Annotated in this window: 17 protein-coding genes; 7 read left to right on the top strand and 10 right to left on the bottom strand. The window is 73.1% G+C overall.

All coding sequences use genetic code 11. From position 1 onward, the window contains the following. The first annotated feature begins 105 nt into the window (after positions 1-105). The 3 genes from IPQ09_07090 to IPQ09_07080 are packed head-to-tail and all read left to right on the top strand — an operon-like array spanning position 106 to position 3,154. A complete protein-coding gene (locus IPQ09_07090; protein MBL0193980.1) occupies positions 106-1,089 on the top strand; it encodes a hypothetical protein in 984 nt (327 codons plus the stop codon). A gap of 17 nt (positions 1,090-1,106) precedes the next feature. Next, positions 1,107-1,874, top strand: a complete 768-nt coding sequence (locus IPQ09_07085) for a hypothetical protein (protein MBL0193979.1) — start codon at positions 1,107-1,109, stop codon at positions 1,872-1,874. Between the two features lie 23 nt (positions 1,875-1,897). After that, on the top strand, positions 1,898-3,154 hold the full coding sequence (locus IPQ09_07080; GenBank protein MBL0193978.1) for a twin-arginine translocation signal domain-containing protein: 1,257 nt from the start codon (positions 1,898-1,900) through the stop codon (positions 3,152-3,154). Between the two features lie 76 nt (positions 3,155-3,230). Here IPQ09_07080 and IPQ09_07075 read toward each other — a convergent pair whose 3' ends face one another. The 4 genes from IPQ09_07075 to hemW form a co-directional block, all read right to left on the bottom strand. Next, on the bottom strand, positions 3,231-4,517 hold the full coding sequence (locus tag IPQ09_07075) for a hypothetical protein (protein MBL0193977.1): 1,287 nt from the start codon (positions 4,515-4,517) through the stop codon (positions 3,231-3,233). A gap of 74 nt (positions 4,518-4,591) precedes the next feature. Continuing rightward, the gene (locus IPQ09_07070; GenBank protein MBL0193976.1) at positions 4,592-5,644 is read right to left on the bottom strand and encodes a D-alanyl-D-alanine carboxypeptidase; all 1,053 of its coding nucleotides are present in this window, start codon (positions 5,642-5,644) and stop codon (positions 4,592-4,594) included. 65 nt (positions 5,645-5,709) lie between these two features. After that, positions 5,710-6,099, bottom strand: coding sequence for a YhbY family RNA-binding protein (locus IPQ09_07065; protein MBL0193975.1), 390 nt, complete (start codon positions 6,097-6,099; stop codon positions 5,710-5,712). Positions 6,100-6,177: 78 nt separating this feature from the next. Further along, positions 6,178-7,374 (bottom strand): radical SAM family heme chaperone HemW, encoded by a 1,197-nt coding sequence (gene hemW / locus IPQ09_07060; GenBank protein MBL0193974.1) that lies wholly within the window; start codon positions 7,372-7,374, stop codon positions 6,178-6,180. Between the two features lie 126 nt (positions 7,375-7,500). Here hemW and IPQ09_07055 point away from each other — a divergent pair, with 126 nt between their 5' ends. Further along, positions 7,501-8,934, top strand: a complete 1,434-nt coding sequence (locus IPQ09_07055; protein ID MBL0193973.1) for a sulfatase — start codon at positions 7,501-7,503, stop codon at positions 8,932-8,934. Between the two features lie 103 nt (positions 8,935-9,037). Then, a complete protein-coding gene (gloB, locus tag IPQ09_07050; GenBank protein MBL0193972.1) occupies positions 9,038-9,832 on the top strand; it encodes a hydroxyacylglutathione hydrolase in 795 nt (264 codons plus the stop codon). Between the two features lie 12 nt (positions 9,833-9,844). On the opposite strand, the gene IPQ09_07045 is transcribed toward gloB, so the two are convergent. From IPQ09_07045 to IPQ09_07035, 3 genes are read right to left on the bottom strand one after another with little or no spacing between them, the layout of a single operon-like run. Further along, positions 9,845-11,014, bottom strand: a complete 1,170-nt coding sequence (locus IPQ09_07045; GenBank protein MBL0193971.1) for a GNAT family N-acetyltransferase — start codon at positions 11,012-11,014, stop codon at positions 9,845-9,847. Positions 11,015-11,036: 22 nt separating this feature from the next. After that, the gene (locus IPQ09_07040; GenBank protein ID MBL0193970.1) at positions 11,037-12,233 is read right to left on the bottom strand and encodes a hypothetical protein; all 1,197 of its coding nucleotides are present in this window, start codon (positions 12,231-12,233) and stop codon (positions 11,037-11,039) included. After that, positions 12,233-12,817 carry a hypothetical protein gene (locus IPQ09_07035; protein MBL0193969.1) on the bottom strand — a complete coding sequence of 195 codons (585 nt, stop codon included), beginning with the start codon at positions 12,815-12,817 and terminating at the stop codon, positions 12,233-12,235. Before IPQ09_07035 ends, IPQ09_07040 begins: the two co-directional genes overlap by 1 nt. Positions 12,818-12,946: 129 nt before the next feature. On the opposite strand from IPQ09_07035, the gene IPQ09_07030 reads away from it, so the two are divergent. Then, positions 12,947-13,555, top strand: coding sequence for a DNA-3-methyladenine glycosylase (locus IPQ09_07030; protein ID MBL0193968.1), 609 nt, complete (start codon positions 12,947-12,949; stop codon positions 13,553-13,555). 22 nt (positions 13,556-13,577) lie between these two features. After that, complete coding sequence (locus tag IPQ09_07025; protein MBL0193967.1) at positions 13,578-14,372, top strand: lytic polysaccharide monooxygenase; 795 nt, start codon at positions 13,578-13,580, stop codon at positions 14,370-14,372. Between the two features lie 4 nt (positions 14,373-14,376). Here the strand turns inward: IPQ09_07025 and IPQ09_07020 are convergent, their stop codons facing one another. Genes IPQ09_07020 through IPQ09_07010 form a run of 3 tightly spaced genes read right to left on the bottom strand, consistent with a single transcriptional unit; the run spans position 14,377 to position 18,586 of the window. Next, positions 14,377-15,156 carry a 1-acyl-sn-glycerol-3-phosphate acyltransferase gene (locus tag IPQ09_07020; GenBank protein MBL0193966.1) on the bottom strand — a complete coding sequence of 260 codons (780 nt, stop codon included), beginning with the start codon at positions 15,154-15,156 and terminating at the stop codon, positions 14,377-14,379. After that, positions 15,153-16,307, bottom strand: coding sequence for a hypothetical protein (locus IPQ09_07015; GenBank protein ID MBL0193965.1), 1,155 nt, complete (start codon positions 16,305-16,307; stop codon positions 15,153-15,155). Before IPQ09_07015 ends, IPQ09_07020 begins: the two co-directional genes overlap by 4 nt. Then, complete coding sequence (locus tag IPQ09_07010; GenBank protein ID MBL0193964.1) at positions 16,304-18,586, bottom strand: hypothetical protein; 2,283 nt, start codon at positions 18,584-18,586, stop codon at positions 16,304-16,306. The genes IPQ09_07015 and IPQ09_07010 overlap by 4 nt, the downstream gene beginning before the upstream one ends. Positions 18,587-18,603 lie beyond the last annotated feature (17 nt).

Genomic DNA, 18,603 nt, shown 5'->3' with positions numbered 1-18,603 from the left:
CACGGCGGAACCTTTCAGCGTCACCGAAACTCGCGAAGAAATTGCGCGTTCCGGGCGACCTCACCTTGCGCGGCGTGACCGGCTCACGTACGCCCAAAGGGCCCCATGAAACGAAGCCGCGCACTCGCTCTCGCGTTCCCGGTTCTCGCCCCCGTCGCCGGCGTCGCGCTTGGCGCGCTGCTTCTCGCCTCGATCCCTGCGTTGTCAGGCCGGGTGGCCCACGCCGACGATCCGGGGCGCGCGGCGCGCAACCAGCGGTGCGCGACGAGGCTCTCCGTGACGCTCCTCGGCAAGAGCCCGGACGCGGCCCTGCTCGGCGCCGACGACCCGGCCAGCCGCGTCGACGCCATGCTCGCCACGCCCGAGTTCCGTGACCGCTTCGCGAGCTTCGTGAACGCCTCGTTCAACGGCGGCCCCACGACCGACCCGACGAATGATCCGATCTATTTCCTCGCGCGCTACGTGCTCGAGCAGAACAAGCCGTGGCGCGACCTGTTCGTCGGTGCGTACGACGTGCGGCCGACGGCCGATCGCCGGGCGCTGGACGTCGTGCCCAGCGCGAATGGCCTCGGGTACTTCCGCACGACCCCGTGGATGGTGCGGTACGCGGGCAACGAGGAGAAGGGCATCCGCCTCTCCGCCGCGTACCACATGATCCACAACACGACGGGCTTCGAGGTCCCCGCGTCGGTGGCCAAGCCTGGCGAGGATCGCACCGCCGCGGGGCGGCAGGCGGCGGCGTGCGAGGGATGCCACTTCACGTCGTGGTTCGCGCTCGACAAGGCCGCCGCGGTGCTCTCGCAGAAGCGCGTCGCGGCCGACGGCACCGTGACCTTCGACGCGACCACCGTCGCGCCCACCGCGCTCCTCGGCAAGACGCTGCGCGACGATCGCGAGCTCGTCACGACCCTCGTAGACTCCGACGCGTTCAAGTTCAGCCAGTGCCGCTTGATCTACAAGTTTCTCTACGGCCGCCCCGAGAACCAGTGCGAGGCCCCGCTCTTCGACAAGTGCGTGGACGAGCTCTCGAAGGGCAGCGTGGTCCCGGCCATCGCCGTGATCGCGAAGGACGCCTCGTTTTGTCAGTAAGCGAACAGGAAACGCCGGTGCCCACCTCCAAAAACTCCGACTCCTCTCCGCCGCCCGCCACCCCCCGCGCTACGAGGCGCGCGGGTGCGCCGCGCTCGCCGCTGCTCGCCGCGACCCTCAGTCTCGCCGGCGTCGCGGTGGGGCTCGCCGCCTGCAGCGGGGGCGACGCCGACACGCTCCTTCGGCAGCCCGCGGGTGGCCCCGGCGGGCCGGCGACCAACCCGTCGGGCTCGAGCACGACCCCGGGCGGCGGCGAGCCCCCCCCTGTCGCGCTCGAGTGCACCGAGAAGCCCCCGGGGCGCTCGTACAAGGGCTTCGACGGCGCTGGCCTCGAGGCGGCGCGGGTCAACGAGAACGTCGGCCTGAACCGCGGCCGCATCAAGCCGTTCGCGGTCCTCGCGGGCGAGTTCACCCGCGTGCTCGGGCGCGCGCCCGCCGGACTCGCCGCCGAATCGGGCTCGTTCGAGACGCCGCCTGCGCGCTGGTACGAGGAGCCCCGCGCGACGGGCGTGGGCCTCGCCACGCTCTACACCGTGAGCTTCGAGGGCGCGCTCGCCTACGCGAAGGCCGATCCCAAATACGCGGCCGCCCCCACGGCCGCCACGGCGGCGACCGAGTGCGGCGCGTTCATGACGAAGGCGTGGAGCCGCGCGGCCTCGCCGAACGAGATCACCGAGTGCGTGGCGCTCGCCACGACGAAGCTCGACAAGGAGACGAACCCGCAGCGCAAGTGGGCCTACGTCTTCGCGAGCGTGCTCACCTCCACCGGCTTCCTGACCTACTGACCGCTTGACCTGACCGAGGCGACATGAGCGCACGCAACCCCACCCGTCGCGGATTCTTGAAGGGCGTCCTCGCCCTCGGCGGCGTCGCCGCGGGCGCCCGGCTCGGCGGCCCGCTCCTGCCGAGCGCACACGCCGCGGGCGAGACCTCCCACCTCGTCTTCATCTTCCTGCCGGGCGGCTTCAACGCTGCGCTGGGCGGCGCCGCGATGCCCTTCGTCACGGGCAACAAGTTCGGGCTCACCAGCACCAACATTCAGGTCATCGGCAACGGCGTCACCTGCGACCGCGCCACGATGGGCACGCTGCCCGCCTTCGCGCACCAGCACTGGTTCGCGCTCGGCGCGCGCCACGGTGTCTCGAGCCACACGACCCCCGACAACTCGAACGGTGGCGGCGAGCGCGCCATGACCCGTCGTGGAACGGGCAGCTACCTCACGCAGCTCGCCGCGGCGATGGGCGGCGACTCGGCGCTCAAGGCGGTGCACCTCGGCGACTACCCCGCGTACCGCACGCAGCCGGCCGCGGGCGCGGTCTCTCTCCAGCGCGTCACCGATCTCGCGAGCGCGATCCGCGCGCTCGGCGCCGGCGTCGCCGATCCCACCGCCCCGGACCGCGCGATCGCCGGCGCCGGGCTCGGGTCGTCGCAGGCGATCTCGCAGACGCAGATCAACGCGAACCCGCGCAGCCTGCTCAGCGTCAACGAGGCGTACCAGGCGGGCATCGCCGCGCTCAACAAGCCCGCGCCGCCGCCTGTTACTTTTCCAGAAATATCAACAGCTTACGGACTAAATGGCGCGACGACCGTGCAGAGCCTCGCGTCGCAGCTGGCGGGCGCCGAGGTGATGATCCGCGCCGCGCAGTCGAACGTGATCTCGGTGTTCGACCAGGGCTTCGTCGGGTGGGACTTCCACCAGGTGTCGGGCGGCGTCTCGCAGAACATGCTCTTCTCGCGCAACCGCCTGCTCGGCGCCGGCTCGTTCGACGACCGCATGACGCCGCTGCGCACGTTCATGACCCGCATGCTGAACCTCCCCGACCGCAACGTGGTGGTGGCCATCACGGGCGACTTCGTCCGCGTGCCCAACGGCGATCACGGCGACGGCGTGGTCACCGCGGTGTTCGGAAAGAACGTCAAGCAGGGGACGAGCTTCCTCTGCGACGGCAACGCCCGCTTCAACCCGAACACGCCCAACGTCGACGCCCACTGGGCGGCCCTCGCCGCCGCGGTGAAGTGCCCGGGTACCCCCTTCGGCCCCAACCCCCACGCGCTGCTGCTGTAGAGCGCCGCCGCCCCGCGGGCGCTGCGCGCTGCGCGCTGCGCTGTCGCCCGAACCTCGCGAATTTTCCGGGCTAAATTTAGCGGGCGATCGTGCTGCAGCCGAGGAGCACCTCGACCTTCGGGATGTTCACGCCCGCGCCCGGCTTGGCCTGGGCGTTCTCGCACGACGTGGGGCAGAGCGTCACCTTGGTGGGTGGGGTCGCAGCGTCGTAGTACCAGCCCTCGCCGGCGCCGCACGCGGCCACGTCGGTCACCTTGGGCACGGTGAGCGGCGGCTTCGACCCGTCGGTGACCCGCACGTTGACGAGGCCCGGATCGAGCACGCCGCCCTCCGGCTTGGGGAGGGTGAGCTCGCACGCCACGCGGGCGGTCCGGAGGACGGCGGTCGCGACCGCGTCGAAGAACGGGCCCCACGCGGCGCTTCCGTCGCAGATCTGCGCGCGGACGCCGCCGGTCTTCGCGACGAGGAGCGAGTACTCCGCACCCGACGACGAGGGACGGCTGCCTCCGGGGTAGACGCAGCGGATGCTGTCGTCGAGGGTCGAGCCCCACCCGAAGATGCCGTGGAACACGTAGCCCTTCCACGCGTCGCGGCGCGAGGGGTGGAGCAGCCCCGGCGGGAGCACGATGCCGGTGGTGTAGGGGTTCGGGCCGCCGGGGAACATCTCGAAGCTGCGCGCCGGGAACCGCGAGTCGTCGTCGCTCACCACGACGATGCTCTTGGTGGCGTTCGGGCGCAGGAACGAGGCCCACGGCTCTCCGCCGCGGGTCGCGCCGACCGCGTAGCCGCTGGTCTGGTCGAGCGTGCCGAGCACTTGCTCGAAGATTTGCGTGCTCAGCACGTTGAGGCTGGCGTGACGGAAATTCGGGCCGTCCGCGCAGTCGACGCCGCCGAGCGGGGGCGGCACGCAGACCGGGTAGAGCAACTGCCCGCCGATCGTCGTGGGCCCGTCTCCACGGAGCGACAGCATCACCATCTTGTAGTCGAGGCCCTTCGTGCCCACGAAGGCCGCGAACGCGTTGAGCCCCGCCTGTACCTCGGCCACCGCGGGCGCCATGCTCGCGGAGTTGTCCACGATCCACACGATGTCGACCGGGAGCGGGTCGCGCTTCGCCTCCACCGCGGTGCTCGCGCACGCCTCGAATTTCGCCGCGTCGGCGTCGGCGCCGGCGTCGAGCACGAACGGCGGCGTGGGCGGGGCCGGGACCGTGGCCGTGGGGAGGGGCGCCGAGGCCTCGGTCGGTGGGTCGAAGCTCTCGGGGCGCGGGGTGCTCCCGCAGGCCGCGAGCGTCGGCGCGCCGCACGCGAGGGCAGTGCCGAACGCGAAGAGACCGATCGTGAAGGCGCGGGGCGCGAGCAGCATAGCGTCACAGCATCGCACGGGCGCCGGCCGCGTCAAAAGGCAGCTCGCCGCGGATCGTGGCGCGTGCGCCGCGGCTACTGAGGCGAGGCCGCGGCGATGTTCAAGCGGACCACGGTCTCGATGCGGTCGAGCGCCTTCTTCGGATCGCCGACGCCGTTGCCGACCACGACGAAGAGCAGCGTCGAGCCCCCGCCGAGGTCCACCATGCCGGCGAGCGACTTCACGCCCCCGCCGTCCTCGAAGTAGGTGCCGGTCTTGGCGAAGAGCTTCCCCTCGAGGCCAGGGAAGCGGGTCTCGAGGGTGGAGGCGACCCCCGGTTGTGCCAACATGTTGAGGAATTCCGAGCGCTTGGCGTCGGTGTTGATGTCGTCGAGGAGGGACGTGAGGTCGTCGACCGTGAGGACGTTGGCCGGGTCGAGCCCGGAGCCGTCGCGCTGGGTGAAGAGGCTCGAGAACGCGACGTTCTCCGCGACCAGGTGGGCCCGCGTCGCCGGGATGGCGTCCTTGAAGCGCATCGACGTGGTCGCGTTCGTGCGCGCGACGCAAGGCGCGTCGTAGCCGCGGAGCTTCTCGCCGTTCTGGCACATCGCGAGGTTCGCGAGCGGGTTCTTGCTCGCGCGCAGCATGAGGGTCAGCGTGTTGTGCCCGGTGGACCCCGTCTTGAACGCCGTCCACGCGGTGAACATCTTGAACGTGGACGCGCCCATGAGCTTCGTGGACGTGCCGGACTCCGAGAGCACGCGCCGCGGTGCCGACGCCCCCACGGGGACCACGACGAAGCGAAAACCCCAGGTGCCGAGGCCGAGCGCCGCCCTCGCGTCGTCGGTGAGGGTGCGGAGCCCGACCTGACCCATCTGCGCCGGCGCGAGCGGGAGGGGGCCGCCGGCCGTCGCGCTGCCCTCGGACGCGGCCGCGCGTGTGGCGTTCTCCTCGGGCTCGAAGTCGGTGCGGCGTGCGTTCGCTTCGCGCAGGATCCGCTCGGCGCGCACCTCGGCGTCCTCCGCGGTGAGCCCCTCGAGGCTCTCGCCGCTCGGATCGCTCGAATCGCCGGGGTCGCCCGAGAGCTCGGCCGAGCACGCAACGGAGCCGGCGAGGAGCGAGACGAGGAGGCACGTAGCGAAGCGCATGGGTCGACCCTACCAGGCCGCTTGCGGTCGCGCACGTCTCCGGCGCCTCTCCGTGCCGGGACCGCTCAGATATCGACGCGCACGCGGGGCTTCGTGGGGTGCCGCTTGTAGAGCAAGAACGTGCGCCCGAGCACCTGGGCCAAGGTCGAGGCCGTGAGGGCGGCGAGCTCGGCGGCCACCTCTTTGCGGTCGACCGGGGCCTCGGCGAGCACCTTCACCTTGATGAGCTCGTGGCGAAGGAGCGCGGCCTTGCAGGCGTCGGCCACGCCATCGGAGAGGCCGTCCTTGCCGATGACGAGCACGGGGTCGAGCGCGTGGCCGAGGGCACGCAGGCCGCGCAGGGCGGGGCCCGTCGTGGGGTCGAAGGCCGGCACCTTGGTGTCCTCCGGCTTCTTCGGTTTGTTGCGGCGCACCGGCTTCTTGCGGGGGCGCTCGGCGCGCTCTTGCTTGGGCATGACTTCCTCGGATCGGGTCGTGGCGGGCGCTCCCCATAGCACACCGCACGCCGGGGCGGGCGCTGGCTCCGGGGCCGGTCAGAAGAGCCGCGCCGCGGTGTCGTCCGTGAAGAGCCACGCCGCCCGGGGGATCGAGAGCCGCGTGCCCTCGCGCATCAGGCGACCGCGCGCCACCGATCGCGCGATCGCGCGCTCGCGCTCCGGCGTGAAGCCCTCGGCGCCGACCTCCGCGGCGGCGGCGTCGAGGTCGAAGCCCTCGGCGAGGCGGAGCCCCAACATGATGCGCTCTTTCAGCCGCGTCTCCGGGGGCAGGGACTCCACCTCGAGCGAGAGGCCCTCGCCGTCGAGCCCGGTGGTCGGCGCGTCTCCGAAGGCCGTCGCTCGAAGCATGTAGTCTGCAGGAGATACGGGGTTGCGGTACCGCGTGGCCGCGCGCCCGTCGTCGCGCTCGAGGGCGCCCACCGCGCCGCAGCCGAGGCCGAGGTACTCGTCGCCCCGCCAGTACCCCTCGTTGTGGCGCGCGCGCTCGCCGGGTCGGGCGAAGTTCGAGATCTCGTAGTGCTCGAACCCGCGCGCGACGAGCGCCTCGTCCACCGCGAGGAAGGCCTCCGCGACGCGGCCGTCGTCCGCGAGCGGGAGCCGCCCGACCTTCGCGAGCTCGCCGAAGCGCGTGCCGGCCTCGATGGTGAGCTGGTACGCCGACACGTGCTGGAGGCCCAGGTCGGCCAGCGCGGTCGCCTGCGCCGCGGCGGTCTCGGGCGCCTGTCCAGGCAGACCGAAGATGAGGTCGGTCGACACGCGCAGCCCGGACACCCCGAGCGCCGCGCGCACCGCCGCGAGCGCCCCGGCCGGGTCGTGGAGTCGGCCGAGGAAGCGCAGCTCCTCCGCGTCGAGCGACTGCGATCCGATCGACAGCCGCCCCACTCCCACGTCGCGGAGGGCCTGGGCGCGCGCCGCGTCGAGCGACGTGGGGTTGCACTCGACGGTGACCTCGAGCTCGGGGGCGCACGAGAAGGTCGCGCGAACCCCCTCGAGCACGCGGCCGAGCTCGGCGGGCTCCCAGAGGCTGGGCGTGCCGCCGCCGAAGAACACGGTCGCCACCCGGAGCTCGCGCGCGCGGCCGGCGAGAGAGCGCGCCCGCCCGCGGAGCTCGGCCAAGACCGCGTCGGCGTACCCCGCGTGGTCGATGCGGTCGCGCGGGCTCGCGTAGCTCGTGAAGTCGCAGTACGGGCACTTGGCCAGGCAGTACGGGAAGTGGACGTACACGGAGCCCATGCGAGCGGCTTCGCAGAGAAGGCGACGCGTGGCAAGCGGACACACCCCTCGGAGGGAGAACGCCGCGCGGGCGCCCAAATTTGCACAAGAGTTGCGTTTTTAGCCGAGATGCGCTCTTGCAGCCCGATGCGCAAACGGCACTCGCGCGGGGCTCGCCCGCACTCCGACGAGGTCACGCTCGACCCGGCGCGCCCGCGCCGTGGCCGCGCGGCCCTCGGGTCGGCGCTCGCCGCGGCGCTCGTGGCGCTCTCGGCGCTCCCGGGCTGCTCGCGGTCGGAGGCCAGCGTCGCGAAGCCAGGGGCGCCGGCAAGCGGCGCCTCGCCTTCGTCCGCGCCGCCCGCGCCGGTCGCCGCCCTCGCGGACGCCGCCGCCGCCGCGCCGTCTCCCGCGCGCCCTCGAAACGTGCTGCTCATCAGCGTCGACTCGCTCCGGAGCGACATGCCGTGGGCGGGGTACCCGCGCGCCATCGCCCCGCGGCTCACGGCCTTCGAGGCCCAGAGCGTGAGCTACACCCACGCCTACGCGATCTCGTCGTACACCTCCATGAGCCTCGGCGGCCTGCTCGCCGGGCGTTACCCCCACGAGCTCTCGCGCGACGGCTACTTCTTCGGGAAGTACGCGGCGTCGAATCAGTTCTTTCCCGAGCTCCTCCAGGCCGCGCACGTGCACACGGCGAGCGCGCACGCCCACGGGTACTTCGAGGGCGCCGGCTTCGAGCAGGGCTTCGACGTGTGGAAGATCCTGCCGAACCTGAAGTGGAACGCGAAGGCCGACGAGAACGTCACGAGCCCCGCGCACGAGCAGCTCGCCGAGGAGCTGCTCACGGCGGCCGCGGCGCGCGCCCAGAGCGGGCGGTTCTTCGCCTGGTTTCACTTCCTCGACCCGCACGACAATTACCAGGATCACACGGCCGACGGCGTCGAGCCTTTCGGCAAGAGGGCCCGCGACCGATACGACGGAGAGGTGCTCTTTACCGATCGGTACGTGGGCAAGCTCCTCGATTTCGTCGAGGCCGCCCCGTGGGGCAAAGACACGGTCGTGGTGGTGACGTCCGACCACGGCGAGGCCTTCGGCGAGCACGGCCAGACCCGCCACGGCTTCGAGATCTGGGAGAACCTCGTGCGGGTGCCGCTCATGGTGCGCGCGCCCGGAGCGCGGCCGCGACGCATCGACGAGCCGCGGAGCGCGATCGATCTCGCGCCGACGTTCCTCGACCTGCTCGGGGTGAAGGGCGCCGAGACGCTCCCAGGAAAGAGCCTGGTCCCCGAGCTCCTGGGCGGGCCGGCGGTGGCGCGTGATGTGGTCGTCGATCTTCCCGCGACCAGCGACAACGACCGTCGCCGCGCCGTGGTCTCCGGCAAGTGGAAGATGGTCGCCTATGGCGCCCAGCAGCTCTACTTCAACCTCTTCGACCTCGAGGCCGATCCGGGCGAGCTCTCGCCGATCCTCAAGGGCGACGACTTCGAACGAATGCGTGCACGATACAAGGAAGCGACGGCGGGCATCAAAGACGTGCCCGCGACCCGGTGCGGGAAAGGGTGCCTCGAGGGCAGCAAATAGCCGACGCGCGGGCGCGGCGCGCGAAGGCGCCCTGACGGGTGGAGCGCGCGGGGGATCGAAGCGCGGTTGAGGTGCCGCCGTCCTGCCGGTACCTTCCGGGGCCATGCGAGTCCTCCCCGTGCCGTGCCTCAGCGACAACTACGCCTACCTCGTCGTGTGCGACGCCACGCGCACCGCGGCGCTCGTCGATCCGTCGAACCTCGCGGGGGTCGAGGCGCCGGTGCGCGCCCTCCTGGCGGAGGGCTTCGCGCTCCGCGAGGTGTGGGCGACCCACCACCACCTGGACCACGTGGGCGGGGTCGACGACGTGTGCGACACGTTCGGAGTCGAGGTCGTCGTCGGTCTCGAGGCCGATCGGGCGCGCCTCCCGAGGCTCACCCTCGGGCTCGCCGACGGCGACACCCACACGCTCGGCGACATTCGCGTGCGCGTGATGTTCGTGCCGGGGCACACGCTCGGCGCGCTGGCGTACGTCTGTGAGGCCGAGGGCGCCGCGCCCGCGGTGTTCACGGGCGACACCCTCTTCATCGCCGGGTGCGGGCGCATGTTCGAGGGCACCCCCGCGCAGATGCACGCCTCGCTGAGCCGGCTCGCCGCGCTCCCCGCCGAGACGCGCGTCTACTGCGGACACGAGTACACCGTGGCGAACTTGGCGTTCGCCGCCCACCTCGAGCCGTCGAGCGAGGCGATCGCCCAGGCCCGCGCGGAGGCTGTGGCCGCCCGCGGTCGTGGCGAGCCTACCGTGGGCAGCACCATGGGTCGCGAGCGACTCCACAACCCGTTCTTGCGGGCCTCGTCGCCCGAGCTCCGCGCGACCCTCGGGGTGCCGGGCGACGCCTCCGACGTCGACGCCTTCGCCGCGGCCCGGAAGGCGAAAGACACCTTCGTCGCGCGCTGATCGGCGCGGCGCTCAGCCCTCGGCGTCCTCCGCGAGGTGACGCGCGATCGCCGCGCGTTCGCGGGCGAGGAAGGGCTCGACGAGCCGAGCCAGGCGCGGGTCGCGCACGCGGTGCATCGAGCGGGTGAGGGTGGGGCGGAAGCCGCGGACCCGCTTGTGCTCGCCGCCCGCCCCAGGCTCGAACGTGTGGAGACCCTCGCGGATGGCCTCCTCGATGCCGTGGTAGAAGCACACGTTGAAGTGCAGAAAGGGCAGGTCGACGTGCGCGCCCCAGTAGCGCCCGTAGAGCACGCCGCCTCGCTTGACGTTGAAGGCGCTCGCGATGAGCGCGCCGTCTCGCCGCGCCAGCGCCCACGCGAGGCGTCCGGCGAAGCGCTCCGCGACGAGCTCGAAGAACCGCCGGGTGAGGTAACGCCGGCCGTAGACGAACTTGTCGACGGTGGTGAGGTAGAGCGCGTGCATCTCGCGCGCGAGCTCGGGGGTGAGCTCGTCGGGGCGCGCGGTGCGGAGCTCGACGCCGTCGCGCGCGAGCTGCGCGCGCTCGCGGCGGACCTGCGTGCGCTTCTTGGAGGGCAGGGTCGAGAGGAAGCCCTCGAAGTTCGTAAAGTCTTGATTGTGCCAGTGAAATTGAATTCCGTGGCGCTCGAAGTAGCGGGCGCGGCCCCACGCCGCGGCCTCGTCGTCGCGCACGAACAGGGCGTGCGCCGACGAGAGCTCCACGTCCCCGCAGAGCCGGGAGGCCGCGTCGGCGATGGCCGCGACGAGCTCGGCGCGGCGCTCGGCAGGGAGCGCGGGGTCGACGAGGACGCGGTCGCCCGTGGCGGGCGTGAAGGGCACCGCGAAGACGAGCTTCGGGTAGTACTCGACGCCGAGCTGCGCGGCCACGTCGGCCCAGCTCCAGTCGAAGACGAACTCTCCCTCGCTGTGGAGCTTCACATACGCGGGCGCCGCGGCGACCAGGCGCTCGTCCTCGTAGAGCGCGAAGGGGCGGGGGAGCCACCCCGTGCCCTCGCCGACCGAGCCGCTGTCCTCCAGGCACGCGAGCCACTGCCACTCGACGAACGGGCTCGAGCGCTCGGTGAGGAGCGCGTCCCACGCGGCCTCGGGCACCTCGCGGATCGACGTGAGCACGCGGAGCGTGAGCGAGGTCGTGGAGTCGTGGTCGCTGCGTGGGGGAAGCATGGCGGCCGCTCCTCGGCGGACTTCAGTGAGATGCCAGCACCGCGACGCCGATCGCGAGCGCGGCGAGGGCGGCGAGGGCGGCGAGCACGACACCCACGTGCGGGCGGCTCGCGGGGCCGTCGGCCGTGGGCGGTCGCGCGGGCGGTCGCGCGACCTGCACCTTCGCGATGTCCGACCACGCCTTCAGCTCCGCGCCGTCGGTCCCCCCGGCCTCCGTCGGATCGACGAGGCTCGCGGCGCGCCGTCGCGCGATGGGCAGCTCGACCTGACCCGCGACGGCGACCCGGGCCACCCCGCCGGCCGTGAGCTTGGCCTTGAAGTCGCTCAGGTTATCGGCCTCGAGCACGGCGGTGTAGCGCCCTCCGCCGCGGTCGACGAGGCGCGCGTGGGAGCCCTCGGCCGCCTTCGCGAGGAACGCGGCCGTGGCGTTCGCCCCGGCGTCGATCGCCATGACCACCACCGCGCGGTGGGTGGCTTCGCCTTCGGCCACGCGGGCGCGGCAATCCACACACTTGGCGACGTGGGACACCGCGTCGGCGAGGTCGTCGCTCGGATCGCCGCTCCGGACGAGCGCGATGAGCGGGTCGTCGAGGTGCTTGGGCGAGCAGGCGGGATCGGCGGCCTCCCGCGCGAGCGTGGTCAGCAGCTGGCCCAGCTCCTCGTCGGACGCGTGCCGCGCCGACTCGCCGAAGGTGCGCAGCTCGCGCACCAGCGTGAGGGCCCTCGCGCGGCTCGCGGCGAGGTCCTCGGTGGCGGTGGTGAGGGCGCTGGCGGCCCCTTCGAGCTGCCGGTCGTCCTCGAAGCAGAGCGCGAACGCCAGGGCGTCCCGCGGAGACAGCCCCGCGTGTACGGCGTCGAGCCGGGCCCGCGCGTCGCGCGCGGCCGCGGAGGTTGGGGCCGGCGCGGGCGGAAGCTCGGCCTCGAGCGCCGCGAGGTCGGCGCTCACGGCGTCGACGTCGTCGCCGGAGGTGATCTGCTCGAGGAGCGTGCGCCGCCGCTTCGCGCGTCGGCCGACGAGCGGCATCGCGGCCCGCAGGTATCCGTCCGGGCTCGGGATGGCGAAGAGGTCGACGCCCGACGACTCCACACCCTCGAGCACGCGGGCGAGCTCGGCGACGAGGTCCTCCGGCGCGAGCGAATCGGGCGTGTGGGCCGCGTGCGCACGGGCGTGCTTCACGAGGAGCGCCGCGTGCAGCTCGACGAACTGGTCGAACGACATCAGGAGGCCGCGGGGCTGTCCTGCCGCACGAGCACGAAATACGCGTCGATGAGCTTGCCGCCCTTCTCCGCGCGGCCGATGGAGACGTGGTTCGAGAGCCCGCGCATGTAGTCGACCATGCCCTCGTACACGAGAAACCCGAGCTTCTGGCTGTTCGGCAGGATCTCCGGCCAGCGGGGGTCCTTCACCGTGGCCTTCTTCCGGTAGTCGATCACGAGCTCGCCATCTCGCTCGGTCGCGACGTAGTACCCGGGGCCCGTGAAGACGCGCGTCGAGCCCTCGTTGTACCCGTGGAGCTCCGTCGCGCCCGCCTCGGGTCGGCAGAACCGCTTTTGGAAGTTGTTGAACAGCGGCAGGGTGTTCCTGCCGTCGTGGATGACCTCGGTCAGATCGGGCACGTCGTCCGGCACGAAGTGGCTGAGCGTGAGCGGCCGGTAGCCCTTGGCCGCCTCGAAGAGCTCGGCCTGGCGGTGCTTGCCCCAGCCCCGCACCGTGTGGAGGCGCCCCTCGTGGCCCATGCCGTCGAGGACGTCGGTGAGACGCGCCAGATCGAGCTTCGGCTCGAGGAGCACTGTGAGATCCATGGGGGCTTGCTTAGCACACGCCACTCCCTCCGGGGAGCGGTCGGACTCGGGCCCGTCGCGCCACGCGCGCGGGCGAGGTAGGCTCTCGGGGCGCCGACGGGAGTCGATGTGGCGAAGCGGAGGTGGCGGGTGCGGAGGCTCACGAGAGAGTTCTTCGCGCGTGACGCGGTGTGCGTCGCGCGGGCGCTGATCGGGGCGCGGCTCGTGCGCGAGGTCGGCGGCCTGCGCCGCGTGGGGACGATCGTCGAGACCGAGGCGTACGCGGGCCCGGAAGACCGCGCGTGCCACGCCCGGTTCGGTCGCACCGCGGCGCGCCGAGATCTGTTCGGCCCGCCCGGCCACGCGTACGTGTTCCTCGTCTACGGCATGCACCTCTGCTTCAACGTCGTGTGCGCGAGTGAGGGAGAGGGGCACGCCGTGCTCGTCCGGGGGGTCGAGCCGGACGGGCCAGGCGACGCGAGGGGCGATGGGCCCGGGCGCGTCACGCGTGCGCTGGGGATAGGGCGAGAGGCCGGCGGCGTCGACCTCGTCACGTCCACCGCCCTGTACCTCGCGGAGCAGGCCGGCTCGCCGCGGGTGGTGGCCGTGTCGCCGCGTGTGGGGGTGGGTTACGCGGGGGACCACGCAGAGCGCGCCTGGCGCTTCTTCGACCCCGCGAGCCGCTCCGTGTCGAGGCCGCCCGCGGGTCAGATCGGCCTGGGTCTCGCCGACCCGACGCGTCCGACGAGACGAGGTTGACAAGACGGTGTAAGTTCAACCTATGCGCCCACGTCTCGTCCCGCTGTTCTTGCTCGGGCTCGTCTCCGTCTCCGTCTCCGTCTCCGCGCCGGCGGCGGCGCACACGCTGTTGAACGTGCCGCCACCTCGCGACGTGGGGAAGGCTGGCGCGGACGCTCACAAGAATGGCCCGTGCGGCGGCGTCGCCCGGACGACGAAGCCCACGGTGTACACTGTGGGGCAGACGGTGCAGGTCGAGTTCACCGAGACGATCGACCACCGCGGGTGCTTCCAGGTGCTCTTCTCGGAGGCGAACGACCAGGGCTTTCAAATCCTCACCCAGGTGAACGACCCCGCGGGCACCGCGGTGCCGTCGAAGCGCACCGTCAGCGTCACGCTGCCCGCGGGCAAGTCGTGCACCGCGTGTACCCTCGCGGTGCGCCAGCTGATGATCGGGCAAGCGTGCGGAAATAATCAGCAATCCCTGGCTGCTGGCGATACGTATTTTACGTGCGCCGACATCTGCGTCGGGCCTGCCTGCGTCGACGCAGGGGCCCCGCCCGCGCCCGACGCGGGGTCGCCGCCGCCGCCCCCGCCGCCTCCGCCTACGTCGACGTCGACGACGGACAGCGGAGCGCCTCCAGGCGACGCCGGTACGACCCCAGGACCGGCGGCGCCGTCGTCGAGCGGCCCGCGCACTCTCCTGCCTCCCGACGACGCGGGTGGTTGCGCGACGGCCCCGCCGCGCAACGCGATGGCGAAGAGCGCGTTGGGGCTGCTCGCGATCGCGGGCCTCGCCGGCGTCGTGGTCGCTCGGCGGCGAGCGCGGCGGAGCTGACGCCTCAGGAACCGAACGACGCGCGAGCCCGCCGGACCTGACGCTCGACCGCGGCGTGGGCCTCCTGCGCCAATGAGCCCGCGCGTGTGCCCTTCGGCGTGGCGATGGTTGGGCCGATCGCCAAGCGCACGCGGGTCTCTCGGGGCGCCGCAGCGAGACGGGCGAGGTGGGCTGGGAAGGTCTCGTTGAAGTACGCGGCGTCCGAGCCCGCCTCGTAGGCGAGACCCACCGGCAGGATGTCGGCGTCGGAGCTTACGGCCGAGAGGAACGCCCCCGCTTGGAAGGGGCGCACCTCGTCGCCGGCGAAGGTGGTGCCTTCTGGGAAGACGATCACTGTCTGCCCGGCGCGGAGCAGCGCGCGCACCTCGCGGATCGCCGAGGCGCCGCTCGTCGGGTCGCTTCGGTCGACGAACACCGTCCCCACGGAGCGCGCGGCGGCCCCTACGACGGGCCATCCCGAGAGGTCGGCGCGGCTCACCATGCGACCCCCGAGTACGCCCAGCAGCACCACCACGTCGATCGCGGACCGGTGGTTGCACACCACGAGGCGGCCCCGCCGCGTAGCCGCCGGGGACGCGCGCGGCGGGGGCTCGAGGGGCTCCACTCGCACCGCGAACAAGCGGAGCAGCGCGCCCGCCCACCGCGCGAGCCAGCGATCACGGACGGCGTCGCGCGTCGCGGCGCTCGCGAGACGATCGCGGGCCACGTAGACGGGAATCAAAGCGCCCGTGATCCCGACGAAGCCGGCCGCGCGCGCCGCCTGGCGTGCCCTCGCGAGGCTCACAGGAACCTCCGGAGGGTGAACGATACGAGCTCGGCTCCTCGCCGCAGCGAGCCGCGCGACGCCCACGCCTCGCCGGTCAGTCGCTCCGACGACGTGAGGTACGCCTCGAACATCGCCTCCGCCTGCGTGGCGAAGGCGGGGTCCTCGACGGCGAGGTTCAGCTCGAGGTTCTTCGAGCGCGAGCGCTCGTCAAAATTGTAGCTACCGAGGGTCACGAAGTGCCTGTCGACGATCGCGGACTTGGAGTGGAGCACGCTTCCTCGAAGGAGATACACCTCGAGCCCGTGGTCGAGGAAGTCCTGATAGAGCGACTCTTGGGCCATCTGCACGATGGCCACGTCGCCACGAAATGGGACGAGCACCCGCACGCGAACCCCCCGCCTCACGGCGCCGTAGAGGGCGTGTCGGAACGCGCCTTCGGGGACGAAATAGGCGTTGGCGAGATCGATCGTGCGCTGGGCGCGCTGCACTCGGAAGAGGTACTCGCGCAGGATTTCGCGCCGCCCGCGGCGCGTGCGCTGGTTGGCGAGCACCCAGACGTGGCCCTTCCGGGCGACCGCGAGCGGGTGCACGTCGGCGGGCGGCTTCGCGCGCGTGAGGTGTTGCCACGTCTTGTAGAAGAGGCCTCGGAGCTGCCTCACGACCGGGCCGCGCACCTCGACGGCCTCGTCGCGGAACCCTTGGCCGCCGTGCTCCCGCGGGAGCCACGGGAGGGCGAGGTTGATGCCACCGGTGAAGCCGACCTCGCCGTCGACGACGAGGAGCTTGCGGTGGTCGCGCAGCTCGATCGCCCGGAGCTGGAACGAGCGCGCGAGGGGAGAGAGCGGGTGGTAGACGTTCACGAGGCCACCGGCGCGCTCGAGGGGAGCCCAGAAGTTGTCGCGGAGGCCCAAGCTGCCCACCGCGTCCACGACCACGCGCACCAGCACGCCCTCGTGCGCCTTCTCGACGAGGGCGCGTAGGAAGCGCGCGCCCACGGCGTCGTCGCCGACCCAATACATTTCGACGAGGATCTCGACGCGAGCGGCGGCGATGGCGCCGAGCATCGCGGGGAACGCCTCGACGCCGTCTCGGAGGAGGCGGAGGGCATGGCTGTCGACGCCGAAGGTCGGGAGCGTGGGCGCTGCGCCCCAGGGGAAGTTGCCGCTCACCGCGCCCGTCCCACGACGGCGGCCAGACCTCCCGACGCGAACAGATGGGTCGCCGACGCGCGGAGGGCGGCGCTCGAGAGGGGTCGCGCGGGCGCTCCGACGAGGAGGCGCCCAAGGAGCGCGCGCGGGTCCTGGTCGGCGTGACGGCGGCGCGCCTCGGCCAGCTGGGAGAGTCGGGCCAGGGCTTGCTCGGAGGGTGGGCGCGCCAGGAAGGTGCGGGCCGCGAGGATCGCCTCGCGGGCTCCACGGGCGCCGCCGGACGCCACGAACCGCACCGACAGGGCGCGCGAGGCCGCGACGGGGATCACGTCGACTCGCAGCTCCGCCGCGCGGGCGCCGAGCTCGCTCGCGAGGCCGCCTTCGGTCACGAGCTCAGCGAGGCCGGCGAGGGCCTCCTCCGGCGCCTCGCTGGCGTCCGGGAAGAGGAGCAGAACTTCGGAGGCGTCCCCTCCGTGGGGGATCTCCGTCAGCGCGCGCGCTGTCGTCGGGAGCGAGAGCTTCGGGAGCTCTCGGCAGCCGCCGGCGCTCGCGCCAGGATCGCTGCCCAACGCAAACGCGGCGAGCACCTCCCCCACATCGCGCGGCGCGGCCCCATCGGGGGTCGGCGCCAGCACGATCGCCTGGAGGGGGCCCTCTGCCAGCGCGACCGCGCGCTCGCGGAGCGCCTCGTCGCTTGCCCGAGCGAGGGACGTCGCCGTGCCACCGGGGAGCACCAGGGGGACACGACCGGGCAGCAGCGCTTCGCCTGCCGCCGAGAGGGCTCGCACGCGGCTCGAGGCTACGTGCGCGACCGCCCGAGCCCGGGCGGCGGCGAGGGCGCCGCGGGGGGCGGGCGCCGCGAGGGCCGCGGCGGCCAGGGAGGCGAGGCGTTGGCGCGTCGCCCGGGCCGGCTCGCCCGCGCGCGGCGGGCCATGCGCCAGGAGGCCGATCGCGGTAGGCGTGATCCACGGCTCGACGACGGCGCCGTCGCCCGAGGGCGCCGTGGACGCGGCCGCCGACATGGCGACCGCCGCGAACCCGGCGTCGTCCTCGGACTCGTCGCGCGCCCCGCAGGGCGCCGCGAGGAGCACCCAGGTCTCCGCGCCCGGGCCGGACTCCACGCGGGCCGTCGCGCTCCGCGCGGGCGGCGCGGCGGGCGGGAGCTCCAGCGCCGGAAATGTAGACAAATAGGCGCGGAGAGGCGCCGTCCGCGGAACGCTCGTCGCGGCCAGCACGGCCGCCCGCTGCGCCGCCTCGCTCGGCACCTCGGGTGCGGCACCTCGTGTGGGCGGGGTGGCCTCTGCGCCGCGTGCGAGCGCCTCTGCCCGCGCCACGAGCCGCCCCGCGCGTGCCCGCGGCAGCTCCAGCGGGAGCGCCAGCTCGAGGTCCAGGCACCCCCCTCCGAGGTGCGGGACGCCGGCCACGCGGACCACCTTTCCGCCCTCGCGCGCGACGAGGCGGGCGAGGGGCCCCTCGGCGCGCCCGAGGACGCCCGCCGCGCGCCCCGCGCTCGCGCCCGAGCGGGTCTCGAGCGAGACGTGGAGGCGCAGCGTGTGGGGGCGCGGCCCCGCGTCGCTCCCGGGCGGGCTCTCCGGCCCAAGGGTGAACGGCGGCGTGGCGTCCGAGGGCCACGCGTTGCCCTCGCGAAGCGCGGAGCGCGCGGCCTCCACAGCGCGCTCGGTCCCAGCGACCCCAAGCGACGCGCGCTGCTGGGTCGCGGCGGCGCGCCGCGCGCGCTCGAGATCGGTGAGCGTGGTCGGACCGGGATCCGCGGCCGTCGACTCGGCGACGCAGCGCGCGGGGACCGGCAGGAGCACCTCGTGAGCGGAGGGCTTCGCGCGCTCGGTCAAGCGGCGCAGCGCAGCCTCGTCGTCAGCGGCCACCGAACGCGTCATCGCCAGGCGGAGCGCGGCGAGCGCGCGGGCCGTCTCCTCGGGGCCCACGACGAGGAGCGTCGCCTCGACGCTGTCGGCGCGGACGACCAGGCGCGGCGCGAGCCCGTCGCGCGCGAGGCGGGTCTCGAGGAGCGTCGCCACCGCGAGGGCCTCGGAGGGCGCGCCCGCGGTGAAGAGCAGCAGCGTCACAGCACCTGCGGGCTTCTCGCTGACCTGGTAGCCGAGCGCCGGGCGCCCCGGTTCGCGCCGCACCTGCTCGAGCTCCGGTGCGAGGTCCGGGCCTGGCCTCGCCGCGGGCGCCGGAGGTCCGCACGCGAGCGCACCGAACGCGAGCGCTGCGGCCGCGACCGGCCATCGACCCGAGCCAGGTCTCCCTCGCGCCGTCACGGTCACGGTCACGGTCACGTTCGCGTTCGCGTCCG

The organism is Myxococcales bacterium (genome assembly GCA_016720545.1).
In the GTDB taxonomy this organism is placed as follows: Bacteria; Myxococcota_A; Polyangia; order Polyangiales; family Polyangiaceae; genus JAAFHV01.
Note: the sequence above shows the minus strand (reverse complement) of the source record. Positions and strands in the feature narration are given on the sequence as shown.

Coding starts and splice junctions, on each gene's coding strand:
- IPQ09_07090 (MBL0193980.1), top strand. CDS start 106: ATGAAACGAAGCCGCGCACTCGCTCTCGCGTTCCCGGTTCTCGCCCCC.
- IPQ09_07080 (MBL0193978.1), top strand. CDS start 1,898: ATGAGCGCACGCAACCCCACCCGTCGCGGATTCTTGAAGGGCGTCCTC.
- IPQ09_07075 (MBL0193977.1), bottom strand. CDS start 4,517: ATGCTGCTCGCGCCCCGCGCCTTCACGATCGGTCTCTTCGCGTTCGGC.
- IPQ09_07070 (MBL0193976.1), bottom strand. CDS start 5,644: ATGCGCTTCGCTACGTGCCTCCTCGTCTCGCTCCTCGCCGGCTCCGTT.
- IPQ09_07065 (MBL0193975.1), bottom strand. CDS start 6,099: ATGCCCAAGCAAGAGCGCGCCGAGCGCCCCCGCAAGAAGCCGGTGCGC.
- hemW (MBL0193974.1), bottom strand. CDS start 7,374: ATGGGCTCCGTGTACGTCCACTTCCCGTACTGCCTGGCCAAGTGCCCG.
- IPQ09_07055 (MBL0193973.1), top strand. CDS start 7,501: ATGCGCAAACGGCACTCGCGCGGGGCTCGCCCGCACTCCGACGAGGTC.
- gloB (MBL0193972.1), top strand. CDS start 9,038: ATGCGAGTCCTCCCCGTGCCGTGCCTCAGCGACAACTACGCCTACCTC.
- IPQ09_07045 (MBL0193971.1), bottom strand. CDS start 11,014: ATGCTTCCCCCACGCAGCGACCACGACTCCACGACCTCGCTCACGCTC.
- IPQ09_07040 (MBL0193970.1), bottom strand. CDS start 12,233: ATGTCGTTCGACCAGTTCGTCGAGCTGCACGCGGCGCTCCTCGTGAAG.
- IPQ09_07035 (MBL0193969.1), bottom strand. CDS start 12,817: ATGGATCTCACAGTGCTCCTCGAGCCGAAGCTCGATCTGGCGCGTCTC.
- IPQ09_07025 (MBL0193967.1), top strand. CDS start 13,578: ATGCGCCCACGTCTCGTCCCGCTGTTCTTGCTCGGGCTCGTCTCCGTC.